Origin of the sequence: Candidatus Sulfurimonas marisnigri (genome assembly GCF_015265475.1) — a bacterium.
GTDB lineage: Bacteria > Campylobacterota > Campylobacteria > Campylobacterales > Sulfurimonadaceae > Sulfurimonas > Sulfurimonas marisnigri.
This window is the reverse complement of sequence record NZ_CP054493.1, coordinates 1,040,758-1,066,134: the sequence shown is the minus strand read 5'-3', so window position 1 is coordinate 1,066,134 and position 25,377 is coordinate 1,040,758. Positions and strand designations below refer to the sequence as shown.

28 protein-coding genes are annotated in these 25,377 nt (G+C 33.5%); 17 read left to right on the top strand and 11 right to left on the bottom strand.

The window, feature by feature from the left end; genetic code table 11:
* Positions 1-476: 476 nt before the first annotated feature.
* A complete protein-coding gene (gene tgt / locus HUE87_RS05425) occupies positions 477-1,598 on the top strand; it encodes a tRNA guanosine(34) transglycosylase Tgt (protein ID WP_194367705.1) in 1,122 nt (373 codons plus the stop codon).
* Here tgt and HUE87_RS05420 read toward each other — a convergent pair.
* A complete protein-coding gene (locus HUE87_RS05420) occupies positions 1,595-2,812 on the bottom strand; it encodes an amidohydrolase family protein (protein ID WP_194367704.1) in 1,218 nt (405 codons plus the stop codon). The genes tgt and HUE87_RS05420 overlap by 4 nt on opposite strands.
* 91 nt (positions 2,813-2,903) lie before the next feature.
* On the opposite strand from HUE87_RS05420, the gene HUE87_RS05415 reads away from it, so the two are divergent.
* Genes HUE87_RS05415 through HUE87_RS05405 form a run of 3 tightly spaced genes read left to right on the top strand, consistent with a single transcriptional unit; the run spans position 2,904 to position 5,328 of the window.
* On the top strand, positions 2,904-3,227 hold the full coding sequence (locus HUE87_RS05415) for a c-type cytochrome (RefSeq protein WP_229855240.1): 324 nt from the start codon (positions 2,904-2,906) through the stop codon (positions 3,225-3,227).
* On the top strand, positions 3,224-4,270 hold the full coding sequence (gene lpxB, locus HUE87_RS05410) for a lipid-A-disaccharide synthase (protein WP_194367702.1): 1,047 nt from the start codon (positions 3,224-3,226) through the stop codon (positions 4,268-4,270). Before HUE87_RS05415 ends, lpxB begins: the two co-directional genes overlap by 4 nt.
* Complete coding sequence (locus HUE87_RS05405) at positions 4,270-5,328, top strand: DegT/DnrJ/EryC1/StrS family aminotransferase (RefSeq protein WP_194367701.1); 1,059 nt, start codon at positions 4,270-4,272, stop codon at positions 5,326-5,328. Before lpxB ends, HUE87_RS05405 begins: the two co-directional genes overlap by 1 nt.
* On the opposite strand, the gene dsbD is transcribed toward HUE87_RS05405, so the two are convergent.
* Together dsbD and HUE87_RS05395 are read right to left on the bottom strand one after the other, a co-directional pair.
* Positions 5,325-7,082, bottom strand: a complete 1,758-nt coding sequence (gene dsbD, locus HUE87_RS05400; RefSeq protein ID WP_194367700.1) for a protein-disulfide reductase DsbD — start codon at positions 7,080-7,082, stop codon at positions 5,325-5,327. The two genes, HUE87_RS05405 and dsbD, sit on opposite strands and share 4 nt — an antisense overlap.
* Before the next feature lie 89 nt (positions 7,083-7,171).
* Entirely contained in the window at positions 7,172-7,540 is a 369-nt protein-coding gene (locus HUE87_RS05395) for an ArsR/SmtB family transcription factor (RefSeq protein WP_194367699.1), read from the bottom strand.
* Between the two features lie 193 nt (positions 7,541-7,733).
* Between HUE87_RS05395 and HUE87_RS05390 the strand changes: the two genes are divergently transcribed.
* Complete coding sequence (locus HUE87_RS05390; protein WP_194367698.1) at positions 7,734-9,707, top strand: ATP-binding protein; 1,974 nt, start codon at positions 7,734-7,736, stop codon at positions 9,705-9,707.
* Between the two features lie 8 nt (positions 9,708-9,715).
* On the opposite strand, the gene hrpB is transcribed toward HUE87_RS05390, so the two are convergent.
* Positions 9,716-12,220: an ATP-dependent helicase HrpB gene (gene hrpB, locus HUE87_RS05385; RefSeq protein ID WP_194367697.1), complete on the bottom strand. Its 2,505-nt coding sequence runs from the start codon at positions 12,218-12,220 to the stop codon at positions 9,716-9,718.
* A gap of 16 nt (positions 12,221-12,236) precedes the next feature.
* Positions 12,237-13,115 (bottom strand): radical SAM protein, encoded by an 879-nt coding sequence (locus HUE87_RS05380; RefSeq protein ID WP_194367696.1) that lies wholly within the window; start codon positions 13,113-13,115, stop codon positions 12,237-12,239.
* Positions 13,116-13,203: 88 nt separating this feature from the next.
* On the opposite strand from HUE87_RS05380, the gene HUE87_RS05375 reads away from it, so the two are divergent.
* Genes HUE87_RS05375 through HUE87_RS05365 form a run of 3 tightly spaced genes read left to right on the top strand, consistent with a single transcriptional unit; the run spans position 13,204 to position 13,939 of the window.
* Complete coding sequence (locus tag HUE87_RS05375; protein ID WP_194367695.1) at positions 13,204-13,389, top strand: hypothetical protein; 186 nt, start codon at positions 13,204-13,206, stop codon at positions 13,387-13,389.
* Positions 13,390-13,404: 15 nt separating this feature from the next.
* Positions 13,405-13,704 carry a hypothetical protein gene (locus HUE87_RS05370; protein WP_194367694.1) on the top strand — a complete coding sequence of 100 codons (300 nt, stop codon included), beginning with the start codon at positions 13,405-13,407 and terminating at the stop codon, positions 13,702-13,704.
* 13 nt (positions 13,705-13,717) lie between these two features.
* Positions 13,718-13,939, top strand: a complete 222-nt coding sequence (locus HUE87_RS05365) for a hypothetical protein (RefSeq protein ID WP_194367693.1) — start codon at positions 13,718-13,720, stop codon at positions 13,937-13,939.
* A gap of 131 nt (positions 13,940-14,070) precedes the next feature.
* Here HUE87_RS05365 and HUE87_RS05360 read toward each other — a convergent pair whose 3' ends face one another.
* The 3 genes from HUE87_RS05360 to HUE87_RS12675 all read right to left on the bottom strand — a co-directional run bounded on the left by HUE87_RS05360 (position 14,071) and on the right by HUE87_RS12675 (position 15,620).
* Positions 14,071-14,280 (bottom strand): lipopolysaccharide assembly protein LapA domain-containing protein, encoded by a 210-nt coding sequence (locus HUE87_RS05360; protein ID WP_194367692.1) that lies wholly within the window; start codon positions 14,278-14,280, stop codon positions 14,071-14,073.
* Positions 14,277-15,134 carry a DUF808 family protein gene (locus HUE87_RS05355; protein WP_194367691.1) on the bottom strand — a complete coding sequence of 286 codons (858 nt, stop codon included), beginning with the start codon at positions 15,132-15,134 and terminating at the stop codon, positions 14,277-14,279. The genes HUE87_RS05360 and HUE87_RS05355 overlap by 4 nt, the downstream gene beginning before the upstream one ends.
* Positions 15,135-15,305: 171 nt before the next feature.
* Positions 15,306-15,620 (bottom strand): pentapeptide repeat-containing protein, encoded by a 315-nt coding sequence (locus HUE87_RS12675; protein ID WP_229855238.1) that lies wholly within the window; start codon positions 15,618-15,620, stop codon positions 15,306-15,308.
* 342 nt (positions 15,621-15,962) lie between these two features.
* Between HUE87_RS12675 and HUE87_RS05345 the strand changes: the two genes are divergently transcribed.
* From HUE87_RS05345 to HUE87_RS05325, 5 genes are all read left to right on the top strand, one after another.
* The gene (locus HUE87_RS05345; RefSeq protein WP_194367690.1) at positions 15,963-17,360 is read left to right on the top strand and encodes an MBL fold metallo-hydrolase RNA specificity domain-containing protein; all 1,398 of its coding nucleotides are present in this window, start codon (positions 15,963-15,965) and stop codon (positions 17,358-17,360) included.
* A 466-nt stretch (positions 17,361-17,826) separates the two neighbouring features.
* The gene (locus tag HUE87_RS05340) at positions 17,827-18,345 is read left to right on the top strand and encodes a YeeE/YedE thiosulfate transporter family protein (protein WP_194367689.1); all 519 of its coding nucleotides are present in this window, start codon (positions 17,827-17,829) and stop codon (positions 18,343-18,345) included.
* Positions 18,342-18,944 carry a DUF6691 family protein gene (locus tag HUE87_RS05335; protein WP_194367688.1) on the top strand — a complete coding sequence of 201 codons (603 nt, stop codon included), beginning with the start codon at positions 18,342-18,344 and terminating at the stop codon, positions 18,942-18,944. Before HUE87_RS05340 ends, HUE87_RS05335 begins: the two co-directional genes overlap by 4 nt.
* 116 nt (positions 18,945-19,060) lie before the next feature.
* Positions 19,061-20,244, top strand: a protein-coding gene (locus HUE87_RS05330) for an IS3 family transposase (protein ID WP_194367687.1) whose coding sequence is annotated in 2 segments (ribosomal slippage) — positions 19,061-19,301 and positions 19,301-20,244 — 1,185 coding nt in all. Because the reading frame shifts where the segments join, the coding sequence is not laid out codon by codon here.
* Between the two features lie 86 nt (positions 20,245-20,330).
* On the top strand, positions 20,331-20,645 hold the full coding sequence (locus tag HUE87_RS05325) for a hypothetical protein (protein ID WP_194367686.1): 315 nt from the start codon (positions 20,331-20,333) through the stop codon (positions 20,643-20,645).
* A gap of 65 nt (positions 20,646-20,710) precedes the next feature.
* Here HUE87_RS05325 and trxA read toward each other — a convergent pair whose 3' ends face one another.
* Positions 20,711-21,082 (bottom strand): thioredoxin, encoded by a 372-nt coding sequence (gene trxA / locus HUE87_RS05320; protein WP_194367685.1) that lies wholly within the window; start codon positions 21,080-21,082, stop codon positions 20,711-20,713.
* Positions 21,083-21,412: 330 nt separating this feature from the next.
* Here trxA and HUE87_RS05315 point away from each other — a divergent pair, with 330 nt between their 5' ends.
* Entirely contained in the window at positions 21,413-21,628 is a 216-nt protein-coding gene (locus HUE87_RS05315) for a DUF255 domain-containing protein (protein WP_229855237.1), read from the top strand.
* Between the two features lie 11 nt (positions 21,629-21,639).
* Here HUE87_RS05315 and HUE87_RS05310 read toward each other — a convergent pair whose 3' ends face one another.
* Positions 21,640-21,855, bottom strand: coding sequence for a hypothetical protein (locus HUE87_RS05310; protein ID WP_194367684.1), 216 nt, complete (start codon positions 21,853-21,855; stop codon positions 21,640-21,642).
* A gap of 421 nt (positions 21,856-22,276) precedes the next feature.
* On the bottom strand, positions 22,277-23,089 hold the full coding sequence (ppk2, locus tag HUE87_RS05305) for a polyphosphate kinase 2 (RefSeq protein WP_194367683.1): 813 nt from the start codon (positions 23,087-23,089) through the stop codon (positions 22,277-22,279).
* A gap of 222 nt (positions 23,090-23,311) precedes the next feature.
* Between ppk2 and HUE87_RS05300 the strand changes: the two genes are divergently transcribed.
* From HUE87_RS05300 to HUE87_RS05290, 3 genes are read left to right on the top strand one after another with little or no spacing between them, the layout of a single operon-like run.
* Positions 23,312-24,292, top strand: coding sequence for a DUF2156 domain-containing protein (locus HUE87_RS05300; protein ID WP_194367682.1), 981 nt, complete (start codon positions 23,312-23,314; stop codon positions 24,290-24,292).
* Positions 24,289-24,738: a ribosomal protein S18-alanine N-acetyltransferase gene (gene rimI, locus HUE87_RS05295; protein WP_194367681.1), complete on the top strand. Its 450-nt coding sequence runs from the start codon at positions 24,289-24,291 to the stop codon at positions 24,736-24,738. Before HUE87_RS05300 ends, rimI begins: the two co-directional genes overlap by 4 nt.
* A complete protein-coding gene (locus HUE87_RS05290) occupies positions 24,719-25,369 on the top strand; it encodes a hypothetical protein (protein ID WP_194367680.1) in 651 nt (216 codons plus the stop codon). Before rimI ends, HUE87_RS05290 begins: the two co-directional genes overlap by 20 nt.
* Positions 25,370-25,377 lie beyond the last annotated feature (8 nt).

Sequence of the window (25,377 nt, the reverse complement as noted above, 5' to 3'; positions counted from 1 at the left end):
ATATTTATTAACATCTTGTTGCGTTGGAAATGGTATAGTAGGATTGGTTAAGTATCTATAAGCTGTACTTATTAATGATCTTTATTTATTTTTGTATTTACTTTATCACATAAATAGTTCTTTTATTAACAATTATTTTGTCTTTATGTTTAATTATTTTAGAATTAATGCCAAAAATAAATAAATATAAGTTTTAATTAAAATTTTGCTAATTTTTTCATTGTTACTGTTTCAAGGGATAAATATCAGCTCTTTGATATACTTTTTATCTCGCAACATCTCTAATGTCTTTAAATAATTCTTATTTTATAAACTAATTTATTTATAAAATAATTTTGATTATTTATCAATTGAAGTTGCATCAATACACCTAAGAAATCATTTGATTATAGTTAATGCTATAATGTCAAAAAATAAATCCTAAATGCCCTTGGGTATAAATTAAGGATAACAAACAATATAGGACTTAATCAATTATGGAATTTACTTTAGACGCCACTTCAAATAATGCTCGTGCTTGTACAATTAAAACAGCTCATTCAACTATTAAAACACCGGTTTTTATGCCAGTTGGGACTGTTGGGAGTGTTAAGTCACTTGACATGGAGGATGTTGTTGATATACTTGGAGCTGAGATAATTCTTGCAAACACTTATCACATGTACTTAAGACCTGGCGATAAGACCGTTGCTAAAATGGGTAAACTGCACAAGTTTACGACCTTCCCTAAAAGTTTTTTAACAGACAGCGGAGGGTTTCAAGCATTTAGCCTTAGCAGCATGACCAAACATAAAGAAAACGGCATTGAATTTCGCTCTCACATAGATGGCTCAAAACACCTTTTTACTCCTAGTAAAGTTATAGATATTCAAAACAATCTTGGCTCAGATATTATGATGATACTAGATGATTTAGTTGCACTTCCTGCTACTCAGGAGAGAATTGCTCTCTCTATTGACAGAACAACAAAATGGGCGCAAGAGTCAATAGGGTACCATAAAGAAAATCAGGCAAAAGGGATTGGCACAGAGCAAAACATCTTTGCAATTATTCAAGGTGGAACGGACAAAGCTTTTAGAACAAAGAGTGCAACTGAACTTTGCGCTTTAACAGACTATGACGGTTTTGCTATCGGCGGGCTAAGTGTTGGAGAGGCAAATCAGGACATGTACGATACAGTTGAGCATACTGTCCAATATATGCCAAAAGACAAACCTCGCTACCTAATGGGTGTTGGAACTCCTGAAGACCTCATTGAAAATGTTGAACGCGGTATAGACATGTTTGACTGTGTTATGCCTACTAGAAATGCTAGAAACGGAACTCTTTTTACATCATTTGGTAAAATAAATATAAAAGGTGCTAAGTTTAAAGAGGATGAATTACCTATAGATCCGGAGTGTACATGTCTTACATGTAAAAGATATACTCGCTCATATATGAACCATCTAATTAGAGCTAAAGAGCTCTCATACTTTAGGCTTGCAACTATTCATAATCTTCACTACTACCTAAACCTAATGAGAGAAGTAAGAGAAGCTATACTCGAAGACAGGTTCGCTGAGTTTAAGACAGAGTTTTATAAAAAACGCTCTTAAAACTCTGTTACTCTCTTATTGTCAAATATGGCAGTAACTTTTCCGCTAAGCTCTCCACCATTATAAAGTGACTGTTCATTTTTTACAGTCGCTTTTATATGTGGGTTAAACAGCATTGCACTTACTCTTTGCCCTACTTCTATAGTTCCATACTCTTTTTTTATACTTTTTGCACTATTTTGAGCTGTAAATTTTACTAAATCACTCATGCTTATCATCTTTGATTCTACAAGTTTTGTATAGTAAAGAGCAATTGTATCACCTAGTGCTTCACAACCATAAGCTGCATCAAAAAACGCAACCTCTTTATTTACAGGAGAACTTGGTTGGTGCAGTGTTGTAAGTATATCTATTTGATTATTTTTGAGTGCCTCTTGAAGAAGTTTTACATCACTTTTACAAGCAAGCGGCGGGTCAAGCTTTGCAGTAGTATTGAAGTTTTCACAAGCTTCATCTGAGTTTATAAGATGATGAATAGAGACTTCACACTTAACATCTACACCATCTTTTTTAGCCTGAGTTATTAAAGAGACAGAGTGAGGTGAAGCAATTGATTTAAAAAGAATTTTTATTTTAAAGTGTCTTGCTATCTCTATCATACGAGATACATGTAGAACTTCACTAAGGTCCGGTATCCCTGCTAGACCTAGTTTTGAGCTGACATCTCCATCGAGCATCACACCACTGTTTATAAGTGAGTTATCTTCTGCTTTACAAAATAGAGTTACATCATACATTTGACAGTACTGAGCTATTTTAATCGCCACATCATTTTTAGCAATCGTACTCATATATGGAGCTATCGCACCCCTTTTTAAAAGAATTGCAATATTACTCAGAGTTGCATCTTCTTTTAGTGTGTTAATCATCAAGTCAACTTTTGCACCACTTAAGTCGTGAAGACCATTTTGAGCAAATTCAAAAACTATTTCACTATCTATTGCAGGAGTGCTGTCAGCATTTAATATAACATGTCCGACTCCACCGCTAAGTGCCTGTTCAGAAATAGATTTAATATTTTTAGAGTTTAAAATCGAGTCTTGCAGTCTTACGTTCGTGTCTACCAAAAGCGGCATAAAGTATGAACCCTTACCATCGATAATATTAGCATCAGACAGATTTGTATCCATTTGTGTAATAATTCCATCTTCTATACGGATATCGGCTTCTCTTTGCCCATTAGCATCACAAATTACTGCATTTTGTATAACCATTTCAGACCACCTTCGCTATAATGATAAAATTATATTCTATTAAGGCTTAGATTGCGTTTTTTTTCTTTCACTATTTTTATTACTCTCTTTGTTGCAAGCTCAAACACCTTATGAATTAGGGAAAAAGATATATTTGCAAAAAGGGTGCTATAGTTGTCATGGTAACAAACTAGAAGGTTTACATGAATATCCACATCTGGCAAATAGAGCCAAGGGTTATATGAGTTATAAACTTAAATACTTTCGCTCTAACAAAGCAGACACCCAGCAACAAGAGATGATGATAGCTTATGCCTCTGGCTTAAGTGATGCAGATATAGATAATTTAACAACCTACATGTATGAGTTTGTAGAGGAAGAGAATGCTGAAAGATATGATGACAGCTTTCAAACATCTGGAGATGGTGGATCATGAAAATTTTAGTTAGTGCTTTAGAACACTCAGCAAACATACACCTAAAATCTTTGAAAAAAGAGTTAAGTGATGATGTAGAGTTTGTTGGTATATTTGACAGTGAACTTGGTGATAGTATTATTGATTTAAGAAGCCTTGCTATTATGGGTTTTGTTGATGCTATTAAAAAACTGAGATTTTTCTTTAAACTAAATACTCAGATGGCAAATTTGGCTAAAGATGTAGATAAAGTACTGCTTATAGACTCATCAGGATTCAACCTGCCACTGGCTAAAAAAATTAAAAAGAAATACCCCGATAAAGAGATAATTTACTATATATTACCTCAAGCATGGGCTTGGAAACCAAAGCGTATTCCAGTGCTGGAAAAAACAATAGACCATTTAGCCTCTATACTTCCGTTTGAAAAAGGGTATTATTCAAAGAGTGCTCCAATCACCTATGTAGGTCACCCTCTTCTTGATATTATAAAAGAGTATAAAGAGGAACTAAACCTACATGTAGAAAAAATTGCTTTTATGCCAGGGAGCAGAAAAGGCGAAATAAACAAGCTTATGCCTGTTTATAAAGAACTTCAAAAATCTCTACATGTAGAAGCTACTATTGTAATACCAGAACATTTCAGCAAGCAGGAAGTAAAAGAACTTTATGGTGATTTAAGCGGTTTTAAAATAGCTCATAACGCACATAAAACACTTCTGCAGTCTGATTTTGCATTTATTTGCAGCGGTACTGCTACACTAGAAGCAGCACTTATTGGAACTCCTTTTATTCTAACCTATATAGCAAAACCACTTGACTACTTTATAGCGAGCAGGCTTGTAAAATTAAATCATTTAGGACTTAGTAATATAATGTTTACCAAGTTTAATGAAAGAGCTATGCACCCTGAGTTTATCCAAGATGATGTAACGGTAGATAACTTGATTAAAGCTTTTGGCGAGTATAACAAAACTGAATTTTTAAATGACTCAAAAGCATTAAGAGAATACTTGCAACATGGAAGTTCAAAAAATGTTGCATTAATAATAGAGGAAAAATAATGAATATTGATTTTGTAGATTTAAAAGCACAATATAGAGAGTATAAGTCAGAGATAGATAGTGAAGTTTTAGAGGTATTTAGTTCAGCGGAGTTTATCCGCGGAGAAAAGTTAACATCTCTGGAAAAAAACTTAGTTTCTTTCACTGAAGCTGATCATGCTATTTGCTGCGGAAGTGGTACTGATGCCCTTATGCTCTCTTTGGTTGCTTTAAATATTGGTCATGGAGATGAGGTCATTACCACTCCATTTGCATCAAGCTCAACTGCAGAAGTTATCTCACTTTTGGGTGCACATATTATTTTCGTAGATATAGACGAGGAAAATTACAATATCGACCCTGTAAAAATCAGAAGTGCAATAACTGAAAAAACAAAAGTAATTATACCGGTCTCACTTTTTGGACAGTGTGCAGATATGGACAGCATTAACTCTATAGCAAAAGAGTATGATTTACCTGTAATAGAAGATGCTTCTCAGAGCTTTGGCGCAACTTACAATGGCAAAAAATCCTGCAACCTCTCAACTATAGGTTATACAAGTTTTTACCCATCAAAACCACTGGGTGCTTATGGCAACGGTGGAGCAGTTTTTACAAACGATGAGGAGCTGGCAGCTAAAATCAGAGCTCTATTGGAAAATAAAATATATGGCTATCTTGACGAGGTTCAAGCGGCGGTTCTGGGTGTAAAACTAAAATATTTTGATAATGAGATAAAACTTCGTGATGAGATAGGGACAAGGTACAATGACCTGCTTGAAGATGCTAATGTTATAACTCCAAAAATTTCAGAATCAAATATATGTGTTTTTTCTCACTATTCCATAAGAGTTGAAGATAGAGAGGCTATGATGGAGAAGTTAAGAGATGAAGAGATTCCAACTATTATTTATTATTCTATTCCTCTTCATCTTCAAGAAGCATTCAAAAAGCTAGGCTACAATGAGGGTAACTACCCTGTTAGTGAGAAAGTATCCTCACAAATCATGTCACTACCGATGAGTGCTTTTCTAACAGAAGAAGAGCAAGACTTTATAGTTCATACAATAAAAAGTTAAATCTTACCAAGATGAGCCAAAAACTCATCTGGCTCTATAAAACCTACAATAGTTTTAGCGCTTAATACTTTTAAATTTTCATCAAAAAATATCATTACCGGTGGTCCAAAAACACCATATTTTTTACTTAGCTCTTTTTGAGCCTGCTCATTATCTGTCAAATCTGCTCTAATAAGAACAAACTCCCCAAGTTTAACCTTTACTCTTTCATCTGCAAACGTAATCTCGTCCAATTCTTTGCAAGATGCACACCAATCAGCACTAAAGTCAAGCATTATTTTTTTGCCACTATTCTTAGCTAAAAGCGTATCTAGCTCTTTAACTGAAGTTACCTTTTCAAACTTTACATGTGAAGAAAGTATCTGGTTGTCAACTGTAGAGGGTGAAGAGTTTAAAAATCCCAATGGTTTTGTCATACTGCTTGAACCAGCCATAACTCCAATAAAAAGAGATATAGAGTAAATAAAGATGATTACAGCTGTAGTTCTTTTAAAGATATGCCCATCACGCTCAAGAGCACCTAAATAGATTGCAAAACCTATACCAAGAACAGAGTATAAAAGTGTAATAATTTGAGAATCTACAATACGCTCCAGCATCCAAACAGCAACGCCAAGCATCATAACACCAAATACTGCACTAACCATAGTCATCCATGCTCCAGGTTTTGGCATAAACTTACCAGCACTTACACCGACAACAATAAGAGGAAGACCCATACCGATACTCATAGAAAAAAGAGCCATTCCCCCAAGAACAGCATCACCTGTTTGACCAATGTAAACTAAAGCACCAGCAAGTGGTGCTGCAACACATGGACCAACTATAAGAGCCGATAAAAATCCCATAATAGCTACACCAATATAACCACTAGGGTTGCTGTTTGAACTTACTTTTTCGACTAAAAAGCTTGGAACTTTAAGTTCGAAAAATCCGAACATGCTCATGGCAAGTACTACAAAAACTCCCGAGAAAGAGTATATAACCCAAGGAGTTTGAAGTGCTGCTTGCAGGTTTGAGCCAAATAGACCAGCTAAAACACCAGCAATCGTGTAAGCAACAGCCATAGAAAGGACATATACAATAGATAGTGCAAATGCCTTTCTCGTTGTAATTCCTTCACCTTGACTTATAATTACTCCAGAAATAATCGGTATCATTGGAAACACACAAGGAGTCAAAGCTAACAAAAGACCAAACCCCAAGAAAGTTAAAAGAATTACAATGATATTACCTGACTTTATTGTATTAGCTATAGAATCGCTCTCAGATACTTCTTCAATTATCTCTTGTTTTACTTCTACTTTTTGTGTGCTTTTTTCATCACTAGAACCAAGTTTTGAACTGTCTACGTCAAGTTTAAAAGAGTTTGTATACGGCTCATAACATAGACCCTGCTCTGAGCAACCCTGATATGTAAGCTCAAACTCTACAGTTTTAATGCCGCTAACACCACTCTCTTTTTTTAAATCAACAACAAAAGTCGGAGAATCAAGATAAACCATATCTCCATCGTGCTCAACGCTTTTAGGTGACTTGATATCCTTAATGCTTATACCACTTCCCTCTTTAATCTTTAACTTTACAGCATCTCTATATAAATATATATCTTTAGCTATCTCTATTTTAGCTTCAATCTGTGTATTATTATTAACTTGAGCGGTTGGTTTAAAAGCCTCTTCGGGCATTAAAAATTTAGGTTGTGCCCCAAATAGTAAAATAGATGAGAACACAAAAAGTATAATTTTTTTCATTAGAATCTTTCATATGGTATAAATGTGATAATATTATAGCAAAAGTTACAGTAAAATATAAAAAATCAACACAACTTCAGTATAAAATTCTACTTAGTGTTGTCAAATTGATATACAACCCCTTTTTCATAATCATTTATTAATGCACTAAGAGATTCAGATATCTCTTTCATTGTCTCAACATTAGGTTCAATGTAAATCTTATTCTTACTTTTTTTCATAGTTATTATTTTTGCATCTCTTAGCTCTTTTAAATGACGTGATATTGTAGGAAGTGCAAAATCAAACTCGTTTGCGATACTCGTTACGCATGTGGCCTGAGCAATTATGTCATCTTTTGGTTTTGTCCCATCAATTGAACAAGCATACCCTCCGCTGAAAATATTTTTAAAAATCTTAAATCTTGTCTCGTTTCCAAGGGCTTTAAAAATTTTTATCTTCTCACTCATATCAAGCATCTGTAACCTTATGTAATTTCATGTAATGTGAATTATATCACAATGGAATTTATTTAGCATATTAGAAAATTTAGACTAAACTTTTCTTTATAATATTTACTCAGTTTAAAAAACTATCTTTTTTTACATATTTAAAAGCTATAATACATAAGAATTAAGTTGCAATTATAAATTTTATAGAGGTATTGAACATATGGGTAAATATTTGCAATTTGTAAAAAGATCTGTTTTTTTATGGTCTTTTCTTCTTTTTATTATAATTTTCATCTCTCTTAAACAGCTTGGTTCTTGGTATGTTTCTAACATCATTGAACATCACAATAAAAATATTTTAACCGAATTGACTGCTCATGGAAACACCTTAGATGAGGCACTTGATAAACGTTTTGCTCTACTTTATGGACTCAAAACATATATAGAGGTTCAACTTAATGCAACTCAAGGAAATCTGGATTTAAATAATTCTGAAATCTTTAACTTTGCAAAATCTATGCACGAATATTCATCAGCAATTAGAAACATCACTATTGCGCCAAACGCAATACAAAGCTTCGTCTATCCGGCTGAAGATAACAAAGAAGTTCTAGGACACAATCTTTTAAGCGACACACGAATCTCCGTTGTTGAAAATATTAAAAAAGCTATAGAGACAAAAGAGCCAATACTTGATGGACCTTACGAGCTGCGTCAAGGGGGACTTGGAGTTGTTTTACGTTTAGCTCTCTTCAAAGATGAAAATTTTTGGGGGATTATTGCTATCGCTATTGATTTGCCAAATATTTTTTTAGAAACAGGTATGTTATCATCAAAATCTGGTTTTGATATTGCTGTGCGCAGTATGGATAACAAAATTATTGCAGGTTCAATTAAAGAGAAGCCAGCAGTTCAAGTTAAACATAGAGTTATAATTTTTGACAAATATGTAGATTTAATAGCATATCCTGCTAAAAACTTCTATTATGATTATTTTCCTTGGATAATTAACTCAATCGTATTAATTATTGCTATTATGTTAAGTTCTATTGTTTATATTGTAGCTAATAGACAAGTTTATCTCAAATCTGCTATTGAAAAAGCCTCTTTTGAACTACAAAAAGAATCACAAGATTTGAAAACAATAATTCAAGAAGCACCTAACCCTATTATGATACATAATGAAGACGGGGAAGTTATGATGATAAACAAAGTCTGGGAGAGACTAACCGGATATAACTATGAAGAGATAAATACAATAGAAAAATGGGTTGAAAAAGCTTATGGCAAAAAATCGTTAGTTGCTAAAAAGTATATTGATAAGCTCTATACCATGGATGAACCATCTGACCATGGCGAATATAATCTTCGCACAAGTAATGGAAATATTATTACTTGGCAATTTAGTTCAGCTCCTTTAAATATAATAGGTGGTAAACGCACTGTAATATCTTCTGCCATGGATATCACGGAGCTAAAAAGAAAAGATGAACTGATGATTGTTCAATCTCGCCATGCTGCTATGGGAGAGATGATTGGGATGATAGCTCACCAGTGGAGACAGCCTCTGAGTGTGATTGCCATGAATGCCAACAATATGCTTATTGATATTGCACTGGATGATTTCAATGAAAGTAAAGCAGAAGAGTATTCTAAAAATGTTATTAAACATACTAAATATTTATCAGATACAATAGATGATTTTAGAAACTTTTTTAAACCTGATAAATCTATCTCTAAAGTAAAAGTAAAAAACATTCTTGAAAAAACATATGTAATTATTAAAGATAGCCTCGCTAATAATAACATTGAACTAATTACATCTTATAATTCCGATTCTGAAGTAGAGGTGTATCAAAGGGAATTGATGCAGGTATTTGTTAATATTCTCAATAATGCCAAAGATGCATTAGAAGTAAAGCACATCAGAAGTCCAATAATAGAAGTAAAGATCTATGAAGATAAAGAGTATGTAAATACTGAAATTTGCGACAACGGGATTGGCATCGATAAGGCAATTTTATCTAAAATATTCAATCCATATTTCAGCACAAAAGATGAAAAAAATGGAACAGGTTTAGGTCTTTATATGAGTAAGATGATTATTGAAAATCACCTTCATGGTACTATTGAGGTTATCAATAAAGATATTGGAACATGTTTTAGAATACGCCTTAAAAAATCTAAAAGTTAGTATTTAACTTACATATATTTTTTTGTCTTAGTCGTGGCAACTGCTTCATATGGATTTTCAGGCCAGTAATGTCTTTTATACTTACCTCTAAGCTCTTTTGCCACCTCAACATATGAGTTTTGCCAAAAGCTTTTTAAATCGTATGTTATTTGAATAGGTCGCATACCCGGCGACAAAAGATGGATTTGCAAAGCTATAGTGCTGTTTAGTATCTTTGGCACCTCAAGCAGTCCAAAAACTTCTTGAATTTTAACACTTACCGATGGCTTATTCGGGTCTGAGTAATCTATATAAATATTTGAACCGCTTGGAACTCTTACATGTAGAGGAGCGAGAGCCTCTAAACGCTGTTGATTCTCCCATGATATTAAAGCCAAGAGAATTGCATACATGTCCAAGCTCTCAAGCTCTTTAACCGTAGTGACACCATCAAGATACGGCTCCAGCCAACTCTCTAAACTCTCAAGTAGTCTCTCATCGCTTAAATCTTCAAACATCAACTCCAAATGTCTGTTTACAAAGTTTACCCTTGCCATTAAGCTAGTTGCTTTTCTACTCCATGTAAGAAGTCCCAAGCCCTCTTTTTTAATTAACTCTAAAATCAGTTTTTTGTAGTTGTGTTTTGAGCTTTGGTTACTTACAGATGAGTAAAGCTGTAACTGCAAGAAATAGCTGTTATCTCTTATGTCAAATTTTTTATTTTGTTTGTTGTAGTTTATAGACTCTTCCTGCTTTATAAAATCGCTAAAATACTTCTCTATCTGTTGCATCGATATACTCATACTCAAATTTATAAAAGAGTCGCTTTCGTTTGCATTTAGATTTGGCACAACTAAAAACTCTTCGTTAAACATAGAGTCTTCTAGATGTAGGATTGCCCCTTTGCCATTACTGAGTTTATATCTATTTTCATTCTTTGCTCTTTGCATCGCAAGTCTATCTGGATAAGCCAAAAGAAGTAATACTGCTAATATATCTTTATTTAAAACAGAACTTTTTTTATCCACTTTTTTAATCTTTTTAAGTTTAGAGTAAAAAAAATCCGTCTGTTTTAAAACCTCTCTCGCTCTGTGTACATGTATGTAGTTTTCATCAAAATCTTTTTCATAAAGATGGATAAACCTAGATAGTATACTACTGTCTGTTCGTGAATCTTTAAAAATATCTTTTTCACTTAAAAGTGCTGCCAAAAGAGAGGCCTCATATGCATACCCCATATCATTGGCTTTTAAAATCATATAAGAGAAGCGGGGATGCACTCCAAGACTCAAAGCTTGTCTCCCAAAGAGAGTGATTTTATAGGAGTCATCTAACATTTGCAACTCTTTTAGAACAACCCTGCTCTCTTGTATAAGCTTCTCATTTGGAATATCAAGCCATTTAAGTTCATTAAAATCATCAACTCCCCACAGAGCAAGGTCTAAAAGCAGTGAACTTAAATCTGACCTTAGTATCTCAGGCTTTGTTGACTCAAGCACGACTTTCCCCTCATGCCAAAGTCTGTAGCACTTTCCGTTTGAGACACGTCCAGCCCTTCCTGACCTTTGAATTGCTGATTCTTTAGATATAAACGACATCTCCAGATGGTCCATGGCGTTTGAGTGGTTATATCTTGATAGTTTTTCTAAACCGGTATCAATAACAACTCTTACACCCTCAATGGTTAAAGATGTCTGGGCTATGTTAGTTGAGAGAATAATTTTTCTACAGGTAGAGTTTTGTAAGGCTCTATCCTGCTCTTTTTTACCTAGTGCTGAGTATAGAGGCAAAACTGAAATATCTTTGTTTTTTAAAGCTACATGTAGTGAGTTTTGCAAGTTTTTTATCTCTTTGACTCCAGGTAAAAAAACTAAAATATCCCCCTCGTCATCTTTAATAGAGTTAAGAATTGCACTCAATACAAGCGTGTTTATGGACCTGCTGTCGGGCTGCTTTGTATTTATATTTAAATAATTAACTTCCACCTCATAGGCCTTACCTTGTGAAGTGATCACAGGAGCACTCTCTAGCAGTTTTGAAATCTCTTGTGAGTTAAGCGTTGCTGACATTATTAAAATTTTTAAATCATCTCGCAGTAGCTCTTGAACTTGCAAAGACAGAGCCAAAGAGAGGTCGCTGTTAATACTTCTCTCATGAAACTCATCAAAAATAACTAAAGCCACTTTTGAAAGTGTTTGGTCTGCTTGAAGCATACGAACCAAGATAGCTTCAGTTACTACAAGGATTTTTGTTTTTTTACTGTAACAACTATCCATTTTAACCTGATAACCAACGCTATCTCCGACATCTTCACCCAAGAGTTTCGCCATTTGAGTTGCTACCATCCTAGCCGCAACTCTTCTTGGCTCAAGCATAATTATCATCTTCTCGCCAAGCCAAGACTCGCTAAGTAAAGAGATTGGAACAAGTGTACTTTTTCCGGTCCCAGGAGGAGCTTGCAGTATAAGTGTTGAGTTGGTGCCTAGTGAGCTTTTAATATCTTCTAAGACTTCATTTATTGGGAGGCTTTTCATATTTGCTATTATACTTTTAAAAACTTCTAAATATCTCAGGCACTAAAGCATCTCTGCCAATTTCCAATGCTGTGTCTAACTCCTCTATTAACCTATCTCTATCCTTTGGGATTGTTCCTGAGAGATGCAGGGCATTAGAAGCGTGATTAGAGCGAAATATTACTTTATTTAGAGGGTTTAAGAGTTGTAAAAATCTTTTCTGCTCATCTAATATCTGGTAATCGTCAAGCATAGTAAAATCATTAAAGTGTTTATAAAAATTATCTTTAGCATCATCTTCTAAACCTAACTGCAGAGTTGATAGATAGTTGAGAGTTGTAGCATTTACAATCTTAGCAGTATCTTGGATATGCTCAGTTGTATACTTCTCTCCTCCTATACCTAAAATAACTGTTGCTGATATTTTCATACCAGAAGCAGAGGCTCTATTTAGAGACTCTATGATTTGGCTTGAGTTAACACCTTTAGTAATCTTTTTTAGTACTGTATCGCTTCCTGACTCAACTCCATAGTAGATTAAGTTTAGTTTGTTAAACACAAGAAGTTCTAGCTCCTCTTGTGATTTTTCAAGAAGATTTTGTGCAGATGCATACAGCGACACCCTCCTTAGTTTAACAAATGATTTCTGGAGGTATTGAAGTAATTTAACCAGATAGCTTGTATCCAAAGAGAGCGCATCACCATCGGCTAGAAAAATTTTACTTGCCGCTGGATAATGTGTAGCCAATTTATCTATATCTTTAAAAACATCTTCCATATCTCTTACTTTATAGCTCTTTGTTTTATACATGGAACAAAAGCTACAGTTATTGTAACTACAACCGTATGTTGCTTGAATAATTACGTTATCAGCTTCTGCAGGAGGTCTAAATAGTGGGTGTGAGTAGTTTATCATTTAGTATTTTATCCTAACGCTCACAAATCAACCCTTACAATTGGAATAAAAATTGCATAGCTTAATATATATCTTTTAAGGATTTAATATGACATACCAGACAAACCCAGAAATTTCACACTCTTATGACTCTGGCTACAGACAAACATACGAAGGCAAACAAATCAAAGTTATTACAGTATTTTCAGATATTGGTGTAGCTATTGTTGAAGATGAGTATGGGAATATATTTGATGTTAAAAACTCAGTTATAAGAACCATAAACTATAAATAAACATCTTTACTATATATGAACTACGAATTTGAAGAAGACGAAGAACCAACTTGGCTTGTAAAGCAGAGAGAAGATGCCCTATTAGCTGAAAGCTCTTATGCAAAAAATGAAAAAATTATTTACAAAAAAGGCGATCAAGTTGGAAACTTCTTATTTGTAAACTACAATAAATTTAAAAACCGTGCTACATTTGAATGTCAGGAGTGCGGTAGAAAATTTACATATAATATATACAGCATAAAAAATAAAAAAAGGTGTAAGTGGTATAAATTCCACGATAAAAAATTTACACCAGAAGATAAGTCTAAAAAATAAACGGAGTGAACAAATGATTGATTTAGATACAGAGGTATGTGTTTGCAACTCTTTAAGTATAAAAGATATAGCTACATGTATGAAGACAAATAATTTAAATACCTTAGAAGAACTGCTTGCAAATAGCGACTGCCCAATGGGAGATGTTTGTGAAGCATGTATAGATGAAGGTTATAATAATGATGGAATAAACATACCTATGGTTATATCCATGGTAAAGAAAGGTTTAGTATAAAATATGAACAATTAGGAGTGTTAGCAATTCTGTGTGGAAGTGTTCAAAACTTTGTGTCAGACCGATAGAATATTAAATTCTAAAGGAGTACCTTTTGGAACTTTTCCCTCATTTTTACTATTAAGGTGAAGTCATATTTTATTTTCACTTTTGTCTTTGTAATAAATATGTAAAAGCCACCCTATTACAATTCCTATTAAAAGTAGAAAAAATATAAATAAAGATCTCGATATTTGAGTGGACCAAAAGAGAAATTTAATCTCAACTACAGCTACATTTTGAAAAATAAATATAATAACGAGTGTTATTAGTGTCAAAGTAGAAGCTAATTTAATGTTCATGACTTTTCCTTTTTAAAGGTTTTAAATATTTTTACAAACACGAGAGTAACCACTCCTATAATCAAACCTACGATTAACTCATTTATAATAGCCGGAATAGCACTTATAAAATAGTGATGAAAAAATTCTATATTATGAGCTAGTATTCCTCCTCCAACTAAAATCATAGCAAATGTACCAACTAGAGCTAAGAGTTTAATCAGTTTTGGCATGGTACCTATCAAAAAACTGCCGCTTTTTATATGTTTTTTATCTATCAGCCAAAAGCCTACGTTGTCCATTCTTACTATCAATGCAACAATGCCATATACGCCAAAAGTTGCTACAAGTGCAACAAATACCGTTGAAATTACCTGAACTTCAAATGGTTTGTTAAGTACAGTTGTAAGAGCGATAACTACTATCTCAATAGATAGCACAAAGTCTGTAAGTATTGCTGATTTTATCTTTTTTTCTTCTATCTCTAAGATGTTTTCTTTTGTTGAATGGAGTATCTTTTTATCTACTTCTTTATTATTTCTATGAAACAGATACTCTTCAATTTTTTCAGTACCCTCATATAGAAGATAGAGCCCTCCAAGTATAAGTATATATATAATTACACTAGGAGCAAAACTGCTTAAAAGAAATGCTATTGGCAATATAATAACCTTGTTTTTTAAAGAACCTTTTGTAATAGCCCAAATTACTGCCAACTCACGTGATTGATCAAACCCAGTAGCTTTTTGTGCATTTACTGCTAAATCGTCTCCGAGTATTGCCGCAGTTTTTTGAGTGGCAATCTTGCTGGCAACCGCAACATCATCTGCAAGTATAGCTATATCATCTAAGAGTGCAAAAATTCCAGATGCCATCTATGTATAATCCTTTGTTTTAATATTAACATATTATCAACTATATCTTTCATTTTAACTTCAAAAATTATCTTTGACATTATAAACTTTTATTTATTTATGTTCTTAATTTGCTACAATAATAGACAATAACAATAAAGGGTTCAAGTTCACAAACTTAGAGACTCGATTTTATGTGAAACTTTTTTGTCTTACAACTTTTTCCACTTCCATAACTGCCACAAGTACCAATGCATTACCAAGAAGTACTCCCCCACGTATATAAACTAACTGGTTGAACCTTAAAACAGACTGCATAATTAGATTACAGTTTTCAAATCGGCATTCAACAAACCTGCAAGAGAAAAAGAAAGTTTCACTAAAGTCGCAAGATATAAATGGACACGATTCAAATTCCGCTTTTTCAATCTTTGAGTCATGAAGAGTAATACCTTTAAATTCCTCTGCAAAACAGTCTAAATTATTTACAATACTTACTACCGCCATTTCTATCCCTTTTAAATACTCATTGATGTTATAGGTATCCCAAAATATTTAAGGGAATAGTCACATATGAAAGAGTTTAAAAAGCTTATTTTAGAATTTTAGTCTTGAGCTTTTTTAGTTTTTTTATCATTTCTTTTTTCTTTCAAACTTTTTGTTGCTGTTTTCTTAACTGATTTTTTTGCATCTTGACCTTTTGCCATAACATCCCCTTTATTTAGATTTGTAAATAATATATTCGTCCACACATTCTATACGACTTATGCTTAAAGCTTAATGCAAACTTTATTAATTTTGAATATAATAGATTATTAGAAAGTCTACATTCTAGTTCAGGAGTACTTTATGGTAACTGTCACTTCATATGGAGCTGCAAAAACTGTAACTGGTTCTTGTCATCTTCTCAAAATCGGCTCAATAAAAATTTTAATTGATTGTGGTATGTTTCAAGGTGATGGCGGAAGTGAAAGAAATTATGAGCCATTTGGGTTTGAGCCTGAAAAAATACACTATCTTATTTTGACTCATGCTCATCTTGACCATGTTGGGAGAGTAGCAAAGCTAGTTAAAGATGGATTTAATGGAGAGATTATATCTACAAAAGCTACTCGTGATATTTCTAAAATTATGCTTCTTGATAGTGCTAGTATATTGCTAGAAGAGTATAAAACTATAAGAAGAAAAGCTCGTAGACATGGTGATGAAGAGAGTGTTAAAGAACCATTGTATACTAAGGATGATGTCAAGCAAGTTTATACTAAACAATGGCGCACGCTGGAATATTTTGAAGAACATAAACTAAAGCAACATGTAAGAGTTTCATTCGGTAATGCTGGTCATATTATGGGAAGTGCTTTTGTTATGATTGATTATCAGGAGCAAAACAATCATAAGCGTATAGTTTTTTCAGGTGATATTGGCTCTCCAGAGAGATTGGTCATTGATAACCATGACAAGCTAGATGAAGCAGATACACTATTTATAGAATCAACTTATGGTGATCGTACACATAAACTGCTAGATGATAGTGTAGAAGAGTTTAAAAAAGCGGTTGTATCAACTCTGAAAAATAATGGTAATGTACTTATTCCATCTTTTGCGCTGGAGAGAACTCAAGAGATACTTTGGTTACTCCATGAGATGCATGACAATGGAGAGTTGCCAAAATGTAGGGTATTCCTTGATAGTCCACTGGCTATTAAAGCAACAAAGCTTTATAATCAATATACAACTCATTTAAGTGATGAGATTCAATACAGACCAGGAAGCGGGAAGGACCCTTTTTCATTTGCATGGCTTGAGCCAATCACTTCAAGGGACCAGTCTATTGCTATCAACAAAGTTAATAAAAAAGCTATTATTATTGCAGGTAGTGGCATGTGTAATGGTGGTCGTATTATGCATCATTTAAAACATAGACTTTGGAATCCTAAAAATTCTCTTATTTTTGTTGGTTATCAAGTTGAAGGAACGTTGGGACGCAGTATAGTTGATGGTGCAGATTCAGTTAATATCTACGGAGAAGATATTGTCACAAAAGCGAAGGTTTATACGATTAATGGTTTTTCTGCTCATGCAGACCAACGTGAATTAATAGACTGGATGCGTCCAGTTAAAAATATGAAAAAACTCTGTTTAATCCATGGGGAAGTTGAGAAGATGGAGATATTTGCAAATGTAATAAAAAATGAGTTAGGGCATGAGGCACACATAATGGAATTTGGTGTGCCTTTGAATATATAATAATGACTAAAGAGATAAGTATTAGCTTTTGTAATTAAAACTTCATAATTCCTCCATTAATTAAATCTATAATTTCGGTAAATATTTAAAAGGGTTGGAAATGAAAAAGCTTTTTGCAAGTCTCTTCGGAGGATTTTCTGTAATGGGTGCTGTCGCGGTGGCAGCGGAGGTATTTTTAAGACCTTTTATATAAAAATATTAGTTAGTTATATGAGAGCGTTCATAATTTTGTATAAGTATCTAGTAGTTCTCAGAATTGTATAATACAAATGCTGTTTTTAGGCATTTGTCATACGTAAATTTAAAGTTTAATGCAGCTCTTCATCTTCAGTAACTATTAAATGTTGTAGTGATTTTATAACTAGTTTTAGTTATTCTCCTATAGTTCAACTGCAAAAGAACCCACCCTATTTCAAGTATATTAAAATTAATATGATGATTTACATTCATTAAAAGGAGTACGATAATGAAAAATAAACAACCAAGAGCGTTCTTGTCCCCTCTAACTGCCGGTATTGGGCTCGGTTTAGCACTTATGTTCATGTTTCTTATTACGGGGCATGGGATTGGAGCCAGTGGCTTTTTTGTTCGTCTGAGCGCATGGCTGAGTGATACGGTTGTGCCTGTGTGGACAGAAAATAACAATTTTTTCTTTACATTTGCTGCTAACGGAAACCCACTGAATAGTTGGATAAGCTGGGAAATTGCAGGGGTAGCCTTGGGTGCGCTTGTAGGGAGTTTTATGAGTGGACGGTTTCGCTTCAATATTGAACGTGGTCAAAACATCGGCGTATACTCTCGAGTTGCACTGGCTTTAGGTGGCGGGATACTCACTGGCTTTGGAGCAAAGCTTGCACATGGATGCACAAGTGGGCTGGGCCTCTCAGGCGGCGCAACACTGGCGGTAGCTGCATTTGTATTTCTTATTGCATTTTTTGTTGCAGGGATATTAGTCTCTCTCATTACACGAAGGATATGGCAATGAATTTTCCTTTTGAATACACCAGCGGTATTATGATTATCATTGGCGGTTTTTTCTTTGGCTATTTTCTCGAAGTATCTGGGCTTGGAAGTCCCCGTAAACTAAATGCCCAGTTTACGTTTAAAGACTGGAGCATTTTTAAAGTGATGTTCGTAGCCATCGTGGTAGCAGCAGTAGGACTATGGTTTTTTGATCTCTTTGGATGGGTACGATTAGATGCTTTAAACGTACAGACAACGTTCTTTTGGGCAATGGCTGTTGGGGGTGCGCTTTTGGGTGCCGGACTTGCCATTGGTGGATATTGCCCCGGCACTTCTGTAGTCGGTTTATTCACGGGGCGTATTGATGCTCTCATTTTTATGCTGGGTATGCTCATCGGTGTATTTTTATTTGCCATTTTATTTGACACGATTCTACCTCTGTATGTAGCTGCTAAAGGTCCAGAGAGCCAAACCCTGTCTCAATTAATGCACGTACAAGCTTGGGTGGTTTTACTAGGACTAATCGCCCTTGCCGCCGCTGGATTTTGGTTAGGTACAAAGATGGAATCAAAACAAAATAGTGTCATAAAAGCAAAAGACTTAGACATCACTGATCAATAAAGTATCTAGTTGTATGAATTAAAGTTTTGGAATGTCCTCTATAAACTAGACATTATTTAATTCAGTAATTTAGATAAAATAATGTTAATACATTATGAGATTTAATAGGGTTAAAAATGGCAAGAATAATTTATAGCGAAGAGTTTAGAATAGAGGCAGTAAAACAAGTTACCGACAATGGTTACAGTATTACAGATACGGCGCAGAGACTTGGAATTCATCCAACTTCTTTAAGTGGATGGATTAAGAGATTAGAATCCCCAGAAGCTATTAAAAAGCATAAACTACAAGATGAATCTCAAGCAGAGATAAAGAAACTCCAAAAAGAACTAAAAATAGTTACAGAGGAGCGTGACATCTTAAAAAAGGCCGCGGTGTACTTTGCAAGCCACACAAGTTAAAATACTCTTTTATCAAAGAGCATAGTCAATTTTACACAGTTCATAGACTGTGTAAAGTTATGCAAGTGCACCGTAGCGGATACTATCAGTGGCTTAATCAACCTATATCCAATAGAGAACTTGAAAATCAAGAATTGCTCATTCAAATAAAAGAGGCTTATCGAGACTCAAAGGGTGTATATAGTCATAGAAATATTCATAAGGATTTAAAGGAACTCGGCATACATGTCAATAAAAAAAGAGTAGCTAGACTTATGAGCGAAGCCAAACTCTATGGTGTTGGCACTTATAAACGCAAGCCTTACTCTAAAGCTGGTCCAGTTCATAAAGCACATCCAAATCATCTGCATCAATGTTTTATAGCAGGAAAGCCAAATGACACATGGGTTAGTGATATAACTTATATTAGAACTAAAGAGGGATGGATATTCTTAGCGACTGTTATAGATTTATATAGTAGAAAAATTATTGGCTGGGCAACAGGACATAGACAGACAACACCTTTAATTATAAATGCTCTCAAAATGGCAGTTGCAAGACTTAACAAGGACGACAATGTAATTCTTCACTCAGATCAAGGAAGTCAATACAGCTCCTATGAGTATAAAACATTTGCAAAAAAGAATAATATCACTCTTAGCATGAGCAGACGAGGCAACTGTTATGATAATGCTGTTGCAGAGAGCTTCTTCAAAACTATAAAAAAAGAGCTTGTCAGAAAACAGATATTTTTAACGAGAAAAATTGCAGCCTCTAAAATATTTGAATATATAGAAATGTTCTACAACTCAAAAAGAAGACATAGTTATTTAGATTATATTTCACCAAATGAGTTTGAAAAAAGATACAATATGGAGTCTTCAAATATATATGTTTTTACTGGGTTAGTAATTGTCTAGTTTATAGGGGACATTCCAAGGTTTGAACTATTTAGCTATAGTTTCAAAAATTAATTAATAAAAATATTTTAAAAATAGGAAGAAAAATGCATCCAGGAAAAAAGATAAGAACAGGCTTCTCAATGAAAGTTGACGGGCTACATCTTAATCGTCCAGACTTACATAATATAGCGGCAGAACTAGGTATTGGCACTAGAGATGTACTCGTAAAAGACGGAATACTTACTATTTACAATACATCTAAAGTATGCCAAGAAATTATAGATGATAATGATTTAGCCTTATTTATCTCAATGGCCCTAAACATCTCTGCTGAAGATATTAGTGATATAAAAGAAGTAATAGAAGAACCTGTAAAAATAGAGTTTGATTTGGATGAATTTGATGATGATGAGGAATAAACTCTTAAGTATTTTATCAACAGGTGTTGCACTTAGTATTTGAATTGGCGTAAATAGTAATTATATTACTCGTCATCCTCTTCATCCTTAGTCATCTCTTCACGTACATGATCCATATCAAGCCCTTTAACGTGATTGATGAGCTTACCAAAGGCTTCTTCAGGTAGCATACCTGCTTGATTAAGTAGGATGACACCATCTCGCACTACCATAAGCGTTGGAATCGAACGAACACCATACTGCCCTGACAGAGCTTGTTGTTCCTCGGTATTGACCTTAGCAAAGGTAATATCAGGGTTATCTTCTGCTACTTTTTCAAAAATTGGAGCAAATTGTTTACAGGGACCACACCACTCTGCCCAAAAATCTATAATGACTATTTCGTTATTATCAAGTGTTTCGTCAAAGTTTTTTGTTGTTAAATCTATATATGCCATAGTCTTTCCTTTGTATTAAAGCTGAGTATAGCATAGCGATTATTTTTGCTCACTTAATATTATATTTAAATAAATAATATTTATATTGTTTTTTCCTTAGACTTAATCTATAAGTATCTAATTATGATATAGATTATTTATACTCATAATGAAGGGGGGGGATATATACAGCGACAACTCAAATAATCATCTCGTTTCTCTTGATTTTTATATTAAAACTAAAACACTACCTATACAACTAATAGAAAATAATTAAATTAGCTAAAAAATAAATCACCATATTTACAATAACATAAGGAGAATCCAGTTGATTTGTTTTCTTGGTGTGATGTGATAGAAGAGACAGTATTTGAAAACCAGGAGTGTGCAGACATTTTAAATGAACATTTTGTATCTATAAAGGTAGACAGAGAAGAGAAAGCAGATATATATATATATATATATATATATAAGCACTATCAGAAAGTTCACAATATGGTGCAGATAATAAGTTCACTGAAATTAGCAGTGAACCTTATTGCAAATAGAAAGGTAGTAAGGACCTAATAGCGGTTTGGTTATTCGGAGTCTTTTTTAGAATTTTCTTGTGATTCAGTACACTTATCGTATTTTTTTTCACATTTATCAATGCAAGATTCTTTATCTCCACATTTTTCTGTACACAGTTCGTAAACTGTATCACAGTTTTGTTCATCACTAGTATCTTTTGCATTTAAAGGTACTAAAAATAGAGTTGCTAATAGAGCAGCTTTTACAAGTATTGAAATCTTCATATTACATATCCTTAATATTTTAATAAGATTATTTTGTTAGGATTTCAATACGGTTTTATTAAACTGTACCTTAATCCTAAACAAAACTACATTCACGTTTTTTTATTAGGAGTATATCAATGTAAACTGCCAAGCTGCATTGATATACAAAGTAGATTGTACTTCCTATTCGCATCGAAATTATACTCCCAAAATTAAACTTTTTTGCTAAAATTTAGCTTAAACAAAAAAATAATATTTATCCAAATATAAAGTGTATAATTTTGGCTTTGTGTTTGAAATGGAACATGTTGGAGTTTATACAGCTGATATCGTTGAGATTTGCGATAGCAGTAGAAAATTCTCATACAAACAAGAATATGCTTAATAAACAAAATAAGTTGTAACTCCTTATTTATCAAAAATACTCACTTTATATATCCTACATATTATGTAACTTGTGCATATCCATAATCTCCAACTCCTGACTTGCTGTAAAGACAGTTTTATAGTCAGGTGACAAATCAATAGCACGACTTTTTCCCTCATATTCTATTTTATTTAAAATCAACTTCATAGTTTCTAATCGTGCTTTATGTTTGTCACTAGAGCGTATAACATGCCATGGTGCTTTTTCGTGATTAGTCTTCTCTAGCATACGGTATTTTGTTGTTGAAAATTGCTCCCACATACTTTGTGCCTGCAAGTCTATTTCACTTAGTTTCCATTGACGCAGAGGATCTGTGCGGCGCTGCTCAAATCTAATAGCTTGTTTCTCTTTACTAACACTAAAGTAAAGTTTAACCAATACAGTTCCTTGTTCTACAAAAGATTCTTCAAACGGAATTACATGCTTCATAAAAAGCTTATGCTCCTCTGACAAACAAAAACCAAATACTGGTTCTACCATCGCACGGTTGTACCAACTTCTATCAAAGAGAACAACTTCTCCACCATGTGGAAAGTGTTTAATATAGCGCTGAAAATACCATTGTGTACGTTCTTCTTCAGTAGGACGACCTAAAGCTACAATTCTATAATGTTTAGGATTAAGATATCTGCTGACACTGCCTATTACACTCCCTTTACCAGCGGCATCACGGCCTTCAAAGAGGATGATAAGCTTTAGCTTATGACGTTCAATATGTTGTTGAAGTTTTACCAGTTCCGCTTGATATGGCTCTAAAGCTATATTTTCTGAGTAACTTATAAGTGCCTCTTTTTGTTGAGTATCTGTTAAGTTATATATTTTCATTTTATAATCCGTTGCTAGAAACATATTTCATTTATTTAAAATAAAACTATATCCTTTTTTTAGATTTATTTTAAAATATTTTAAAACTCTATTGGAGTAAAGTCAATTTTTAGAAAATTAACCCTTATTAAGAGGCTATTTTAGGGGATAAAAAATTCCTACTGCAAAATAAAAAAAACGATGTATTATTCCAAATATATTTAATACACAAAGAGGATTAAAATGGCTAATTTAACAGTAAATAAACAAACGCTCAAGCCTTTCACACTTGATTCAAAACCTATAATAGAGAAGTATCTTGCAAAGCTTGATGTTGATCTTAGCGATTATACTTTCGCTGCAAATTATATATGGCTAGCTAATAGTAGTGGCTTCTATGCTATCATAAATAAGTGTTTCTGTCTATTTGTAATGACAGGCGGTGAGTTGACAATGTTATTGCCACCATTAGGAAAGAAAAAATATATTACAGATGCGATAATACGCTGTTTTGAGATTATGAATGCTAACAACTCTTCACCTTACTATGCTCGCATAGACTATGTACAGGAATCAATGCTTGAAGAGTTTATTCAATCTACTGATGAAGCAGAGAGTATGTTTGTTATGCTTGAACACTATATTTTAGAAAAAAAACTGGTTGACTACATCTACTCAGTTGATAGCTTAATTGAACTGCGTGGAAATAGCTATCATACAAAACGTACAGAGATCAACAAGTTTACAAAGTCTTATCCTGAGTATATTATTGAACAGCTTGACAGCGCTATACATAAAGATGAGATAATGAAACTCTTTAATAAATGGGTTTCTGATAGGGTGAAATATATGTCAGGAGATGAGGCGGAAAATTTCCTTGAGGGTATTCACCAAGAACGCTTTGCTGTTAAGCAAATGCTTAAAAACTACGAAGCACTATCACTTGTTGGATTAGTTATTTACATAAATGGCGAGCTAAAAGGCTTTACAGTTGGTGAGCGTATTAATGAAGATACTGCGACTGTTATTATTGAAAAAACAGATTTTGAAATTCTTGGATGTGCTCAGTTTATCTTCCGTGAGTTTTCTAAAATGCTTAAAGAACATTATGGTGTTGCATATATTAATGTAGGTGATGATATGGGATTTGAGAACCTTCGCAAGGTTAAGATGTCTTATCGTCCATTTAAACTTGTGCCAAAATATACAATTTACCAAAAATGATAATTCGTAAAGCAGAAACTAGCGATGTTTCGAAGCTCTATACTCTAGAGAAAGAACTATTTAGCATAAAGAACTATCCTTTATCTAGAGGTTCATTTGCATACCATGTACGTAATAATCTCTTATATATTGCAGAGATAGACGGGAATATTGCAGGATATGTTTTGGTCTTAATAAAACGAACTAATGCCAAGTTGTATTCTATTGGAATTAGCAAGGAATATCGTGGAAAAAAAATTGCTGAGAAACTATGGAAAGTAATATATAAAGATTTGATATCTCTAGATTTCAAACTTTTTATTCTTGAGGTGCGTATATATAACGAAGTAGCAATATCTTTATATAAAAAAGTAGGGTTTAACGTAGTTAAAGTACTAAAATCCTTCTATCGTGATGGGTGTGATGCCTATCTTATGGAGTTAGAATATGCCGGTGAGACATTATAAGGATCTTTTTAAAGCGTTAGGTGGCAGTAAGCTATTAAAGCTTCAAGTTATGGTACTTTTTTTAACAACTTACATAGATTGGGTAATTATGCCTTATATCACAAAGCTTGAAGGTACTCATCTGCCGGTATTTATGATAAGTTTGTATATGCTTATAGGTGCTACTGACGGTTTGATTCAGCCACTGTTTAAAAAGGCTAAAATCTATCATATTTATCTTTTTGTAATAGTTTTAGATATCATACAGATATTCAGCTATTCATTAGTAACTATAAACATTGTTGTTTTTACATATGCAATTTTGAGTATTTTCACTCTACAGGCAATTACATTTGAGATTTCAAGGATTCATACTATTGATTTTATGCAAGATGAAATTAATATAAAAGAATACTTGATGTTACGTTCATTTGTAGTATCTTCTGCTATTGTTGGGGGAGCAGTTACTGCTATGATACTTGACTATCTTGATGTTAATCTAAAATATGTACTAGTAGTACTTGCAGTGTTTGGTCTATATGCAATTTTTATTGAGTATAGACTTTATGCAAAATTTAAAAAGATTGTTCAAACTGAAGAAACAATTATAGAAAAACAAAAATCATTACTAAATGAAAAAATAAATCTTTAAATCATAGG

What these genes read in the sequence shown, in the direction of transcription:
- HUE87_RS05340 (WP_194367689.1), top strand. Translation starts at nt 17,827, where the DNA reads ATGAAAAATAAACAACCAAGAGCGTTCTTGTCCCCTCTAACTGCCGGT.
- HUE87_RS05390 (WP_194367698.1), top strand. Translation starts at nt 7,734, where the DNA reads ATGGGTAAATATTTGCAATTTGTAAAAAGATCTGTTTTTTTATGGTCT.
- HUE87_RS05375 (WP_194367695.1), top strand. Translation starts at nt 13,204, where the DNA reads ATGACATACCAGACAAACCCAGAAATTTCACACTCTTATGACTCTGGC.
- HUE87_RS05370 (WP_194367694.1), top strand. Translation starts at nt 13,405, where the DNA reads ATGAACTACGAATTTGAAGAAGACGAAGAACCAACTTGGCTTGTAAAG.
- HUE87_RS05365 (WP_194367693.1), top strand. Translation starts at nt 13,718, where the DNA reads ATGATTGATTTAGATACAGAGGTATGTGTTTGCAACTCTTTAAGTATA.
- trxA (WP_194367685.1), bottom strand. Translation starts at nt 21,082, where the DNA reads ATGGCATATATAGATTTAACAACAAAAAACTTTGACGAAACACTTGAT.
- HUE87_RS05355 (WP_194367691.1), bottom strand. Translation starts at nt 15,134, where the DNA reads ATGGCATCTGGAATTTTTGCACTCTTAGATGATATAGCTATACTTGCA.
- dsbD (WP_194367700.1), bottom strand. Translation starts at nt 7,082, where the DNA reads ATGAAAAAAATTATACTTTTTGTGTTCTCATCTATTTTACTATTTGGG.
- hrpB (WP_194367697.1), bottom strand. Translation starts at nt 12,220, where the DNA reads ATGAAAAGCCTCCCAATAAATGAAGTCTTAGAAGATATTAAAAGCTCA.
- HUE87_RS05325 (WP_194367686.1), top strand. Translation starts at nt 20,331, where the DNA reads ATGCATCCAGGAAAAAAGATAAGAACAGGCTTCTCAATGAAAGTTGAC.
- HUE87_RS05360 (WP_194367692.1), bottom strand. Translation starts at nt 14,280, where the DNA reads ATGAACATTAAATTAGCTTCTACTTTGACACTAATAACACTCGTTATT.
- HUE87_RS05310 (WP_194367684.1), bottom strand. Translation starts at nt 21,855, where the DNA reads ATGAAGATTTCAATACTTGTAAAAGCTGCTCTATTAGCAACTCTATTT.
- HUE87_RS05335 (WP_194367688.1), top strand. Translation starts at nt 18,342, where the DNA reads ATGAATTTTCCTTTTGAATACACCAGCGGTATTATGATTATCATTGGC.
- HUE87_RS05405 (WP_194367701.1), top strand. Translation starts at nt 4,270, where the DNA reads ATGAATATTGATTTTGTAGATTTAAAAGCACAATATAGAGAGTATAAG.
- tgt (WP_194367705.1), top strand. Translation starts at nt 477, where the DNA reads ATGGAATTTACTTTAGACGCCACTTCAAATAATGCTCGTGCTTGTACA.
- HUE87_RS05290 (WP_194367680.1), top strand. Translation starts at nt 24,719, where the DNA reads ATGCCGGTGAGACATTATAAGGATCTTTTTAAAGCGTTAGGTGGCAGT.
- rimI (WP_194367681.1), top strand. Translation starts at nt 24,289, where the DNA reads ATGATAATTCGTAAAGCAGAAACTAGCGATGTTTCGAAGCTCTATACT.
- HUE87_RS05420 (WP_194367704.1), bottom strand. Translation starts at nt 2,812, where the DNA reads ATGGTTATACAAAATGCAGTAATTTGTGATGCTAATGGGCAAAGAGAA.
- lpxB (WP_194367702.1), top strand. Translation starts at nt 3,224, where the DNA reads ATGAAAATTTTAGTTAGTGCTTTAGAACACTCAGCAAACATACACCTA.
- HUE87_RS05395 (WP_194367699.1), bottom strand. Translation starts at nt 7,540, where the DNA reads ATGCTTGATATGAGTGAGAAGATAAAAATTTTTAAAGCCCTTGGAAAC.
- ppk2 (WP_194367683.1), bottom strand. Translation starts at nt 23,089, where the DNA reads ATGAAAATATATAACTTAACAGATACTCAACAAAAAGAGGCACTTATA.
- HUE87_RS05345 (WP_194367690.1), top strand. Translation starts at nt 15,963, where the DNA reads ATGGTAACTGTCACTTCATATGGAGCTGCAAAAACTGTAACTGGTTCT.
- HUE87_RS05380 (WP_194367696.1), bottom strand. Translation starts at nt 13,115, where the DNA reads ATGATAAACTACTCACACCCACTATTTAGACCTCCTGCAGAAGCTGAT.
- HUE87_RS12675 (WP_229855238.1), bottom strand. Translation starts at nt 15,620, where the DNA reads ATGGCGGTAGTAAGTATTGTAAATAATTTAGACTGTTTTGCAGAGGAA.
- HUE87_RS05300 (WP_194367682.1), top strand. Translation starts at nt 23,312, where the DNA reads ATGGCTAATTTAACAGTAAATAAACAAACGCTCAAGCCTTTCACACTT.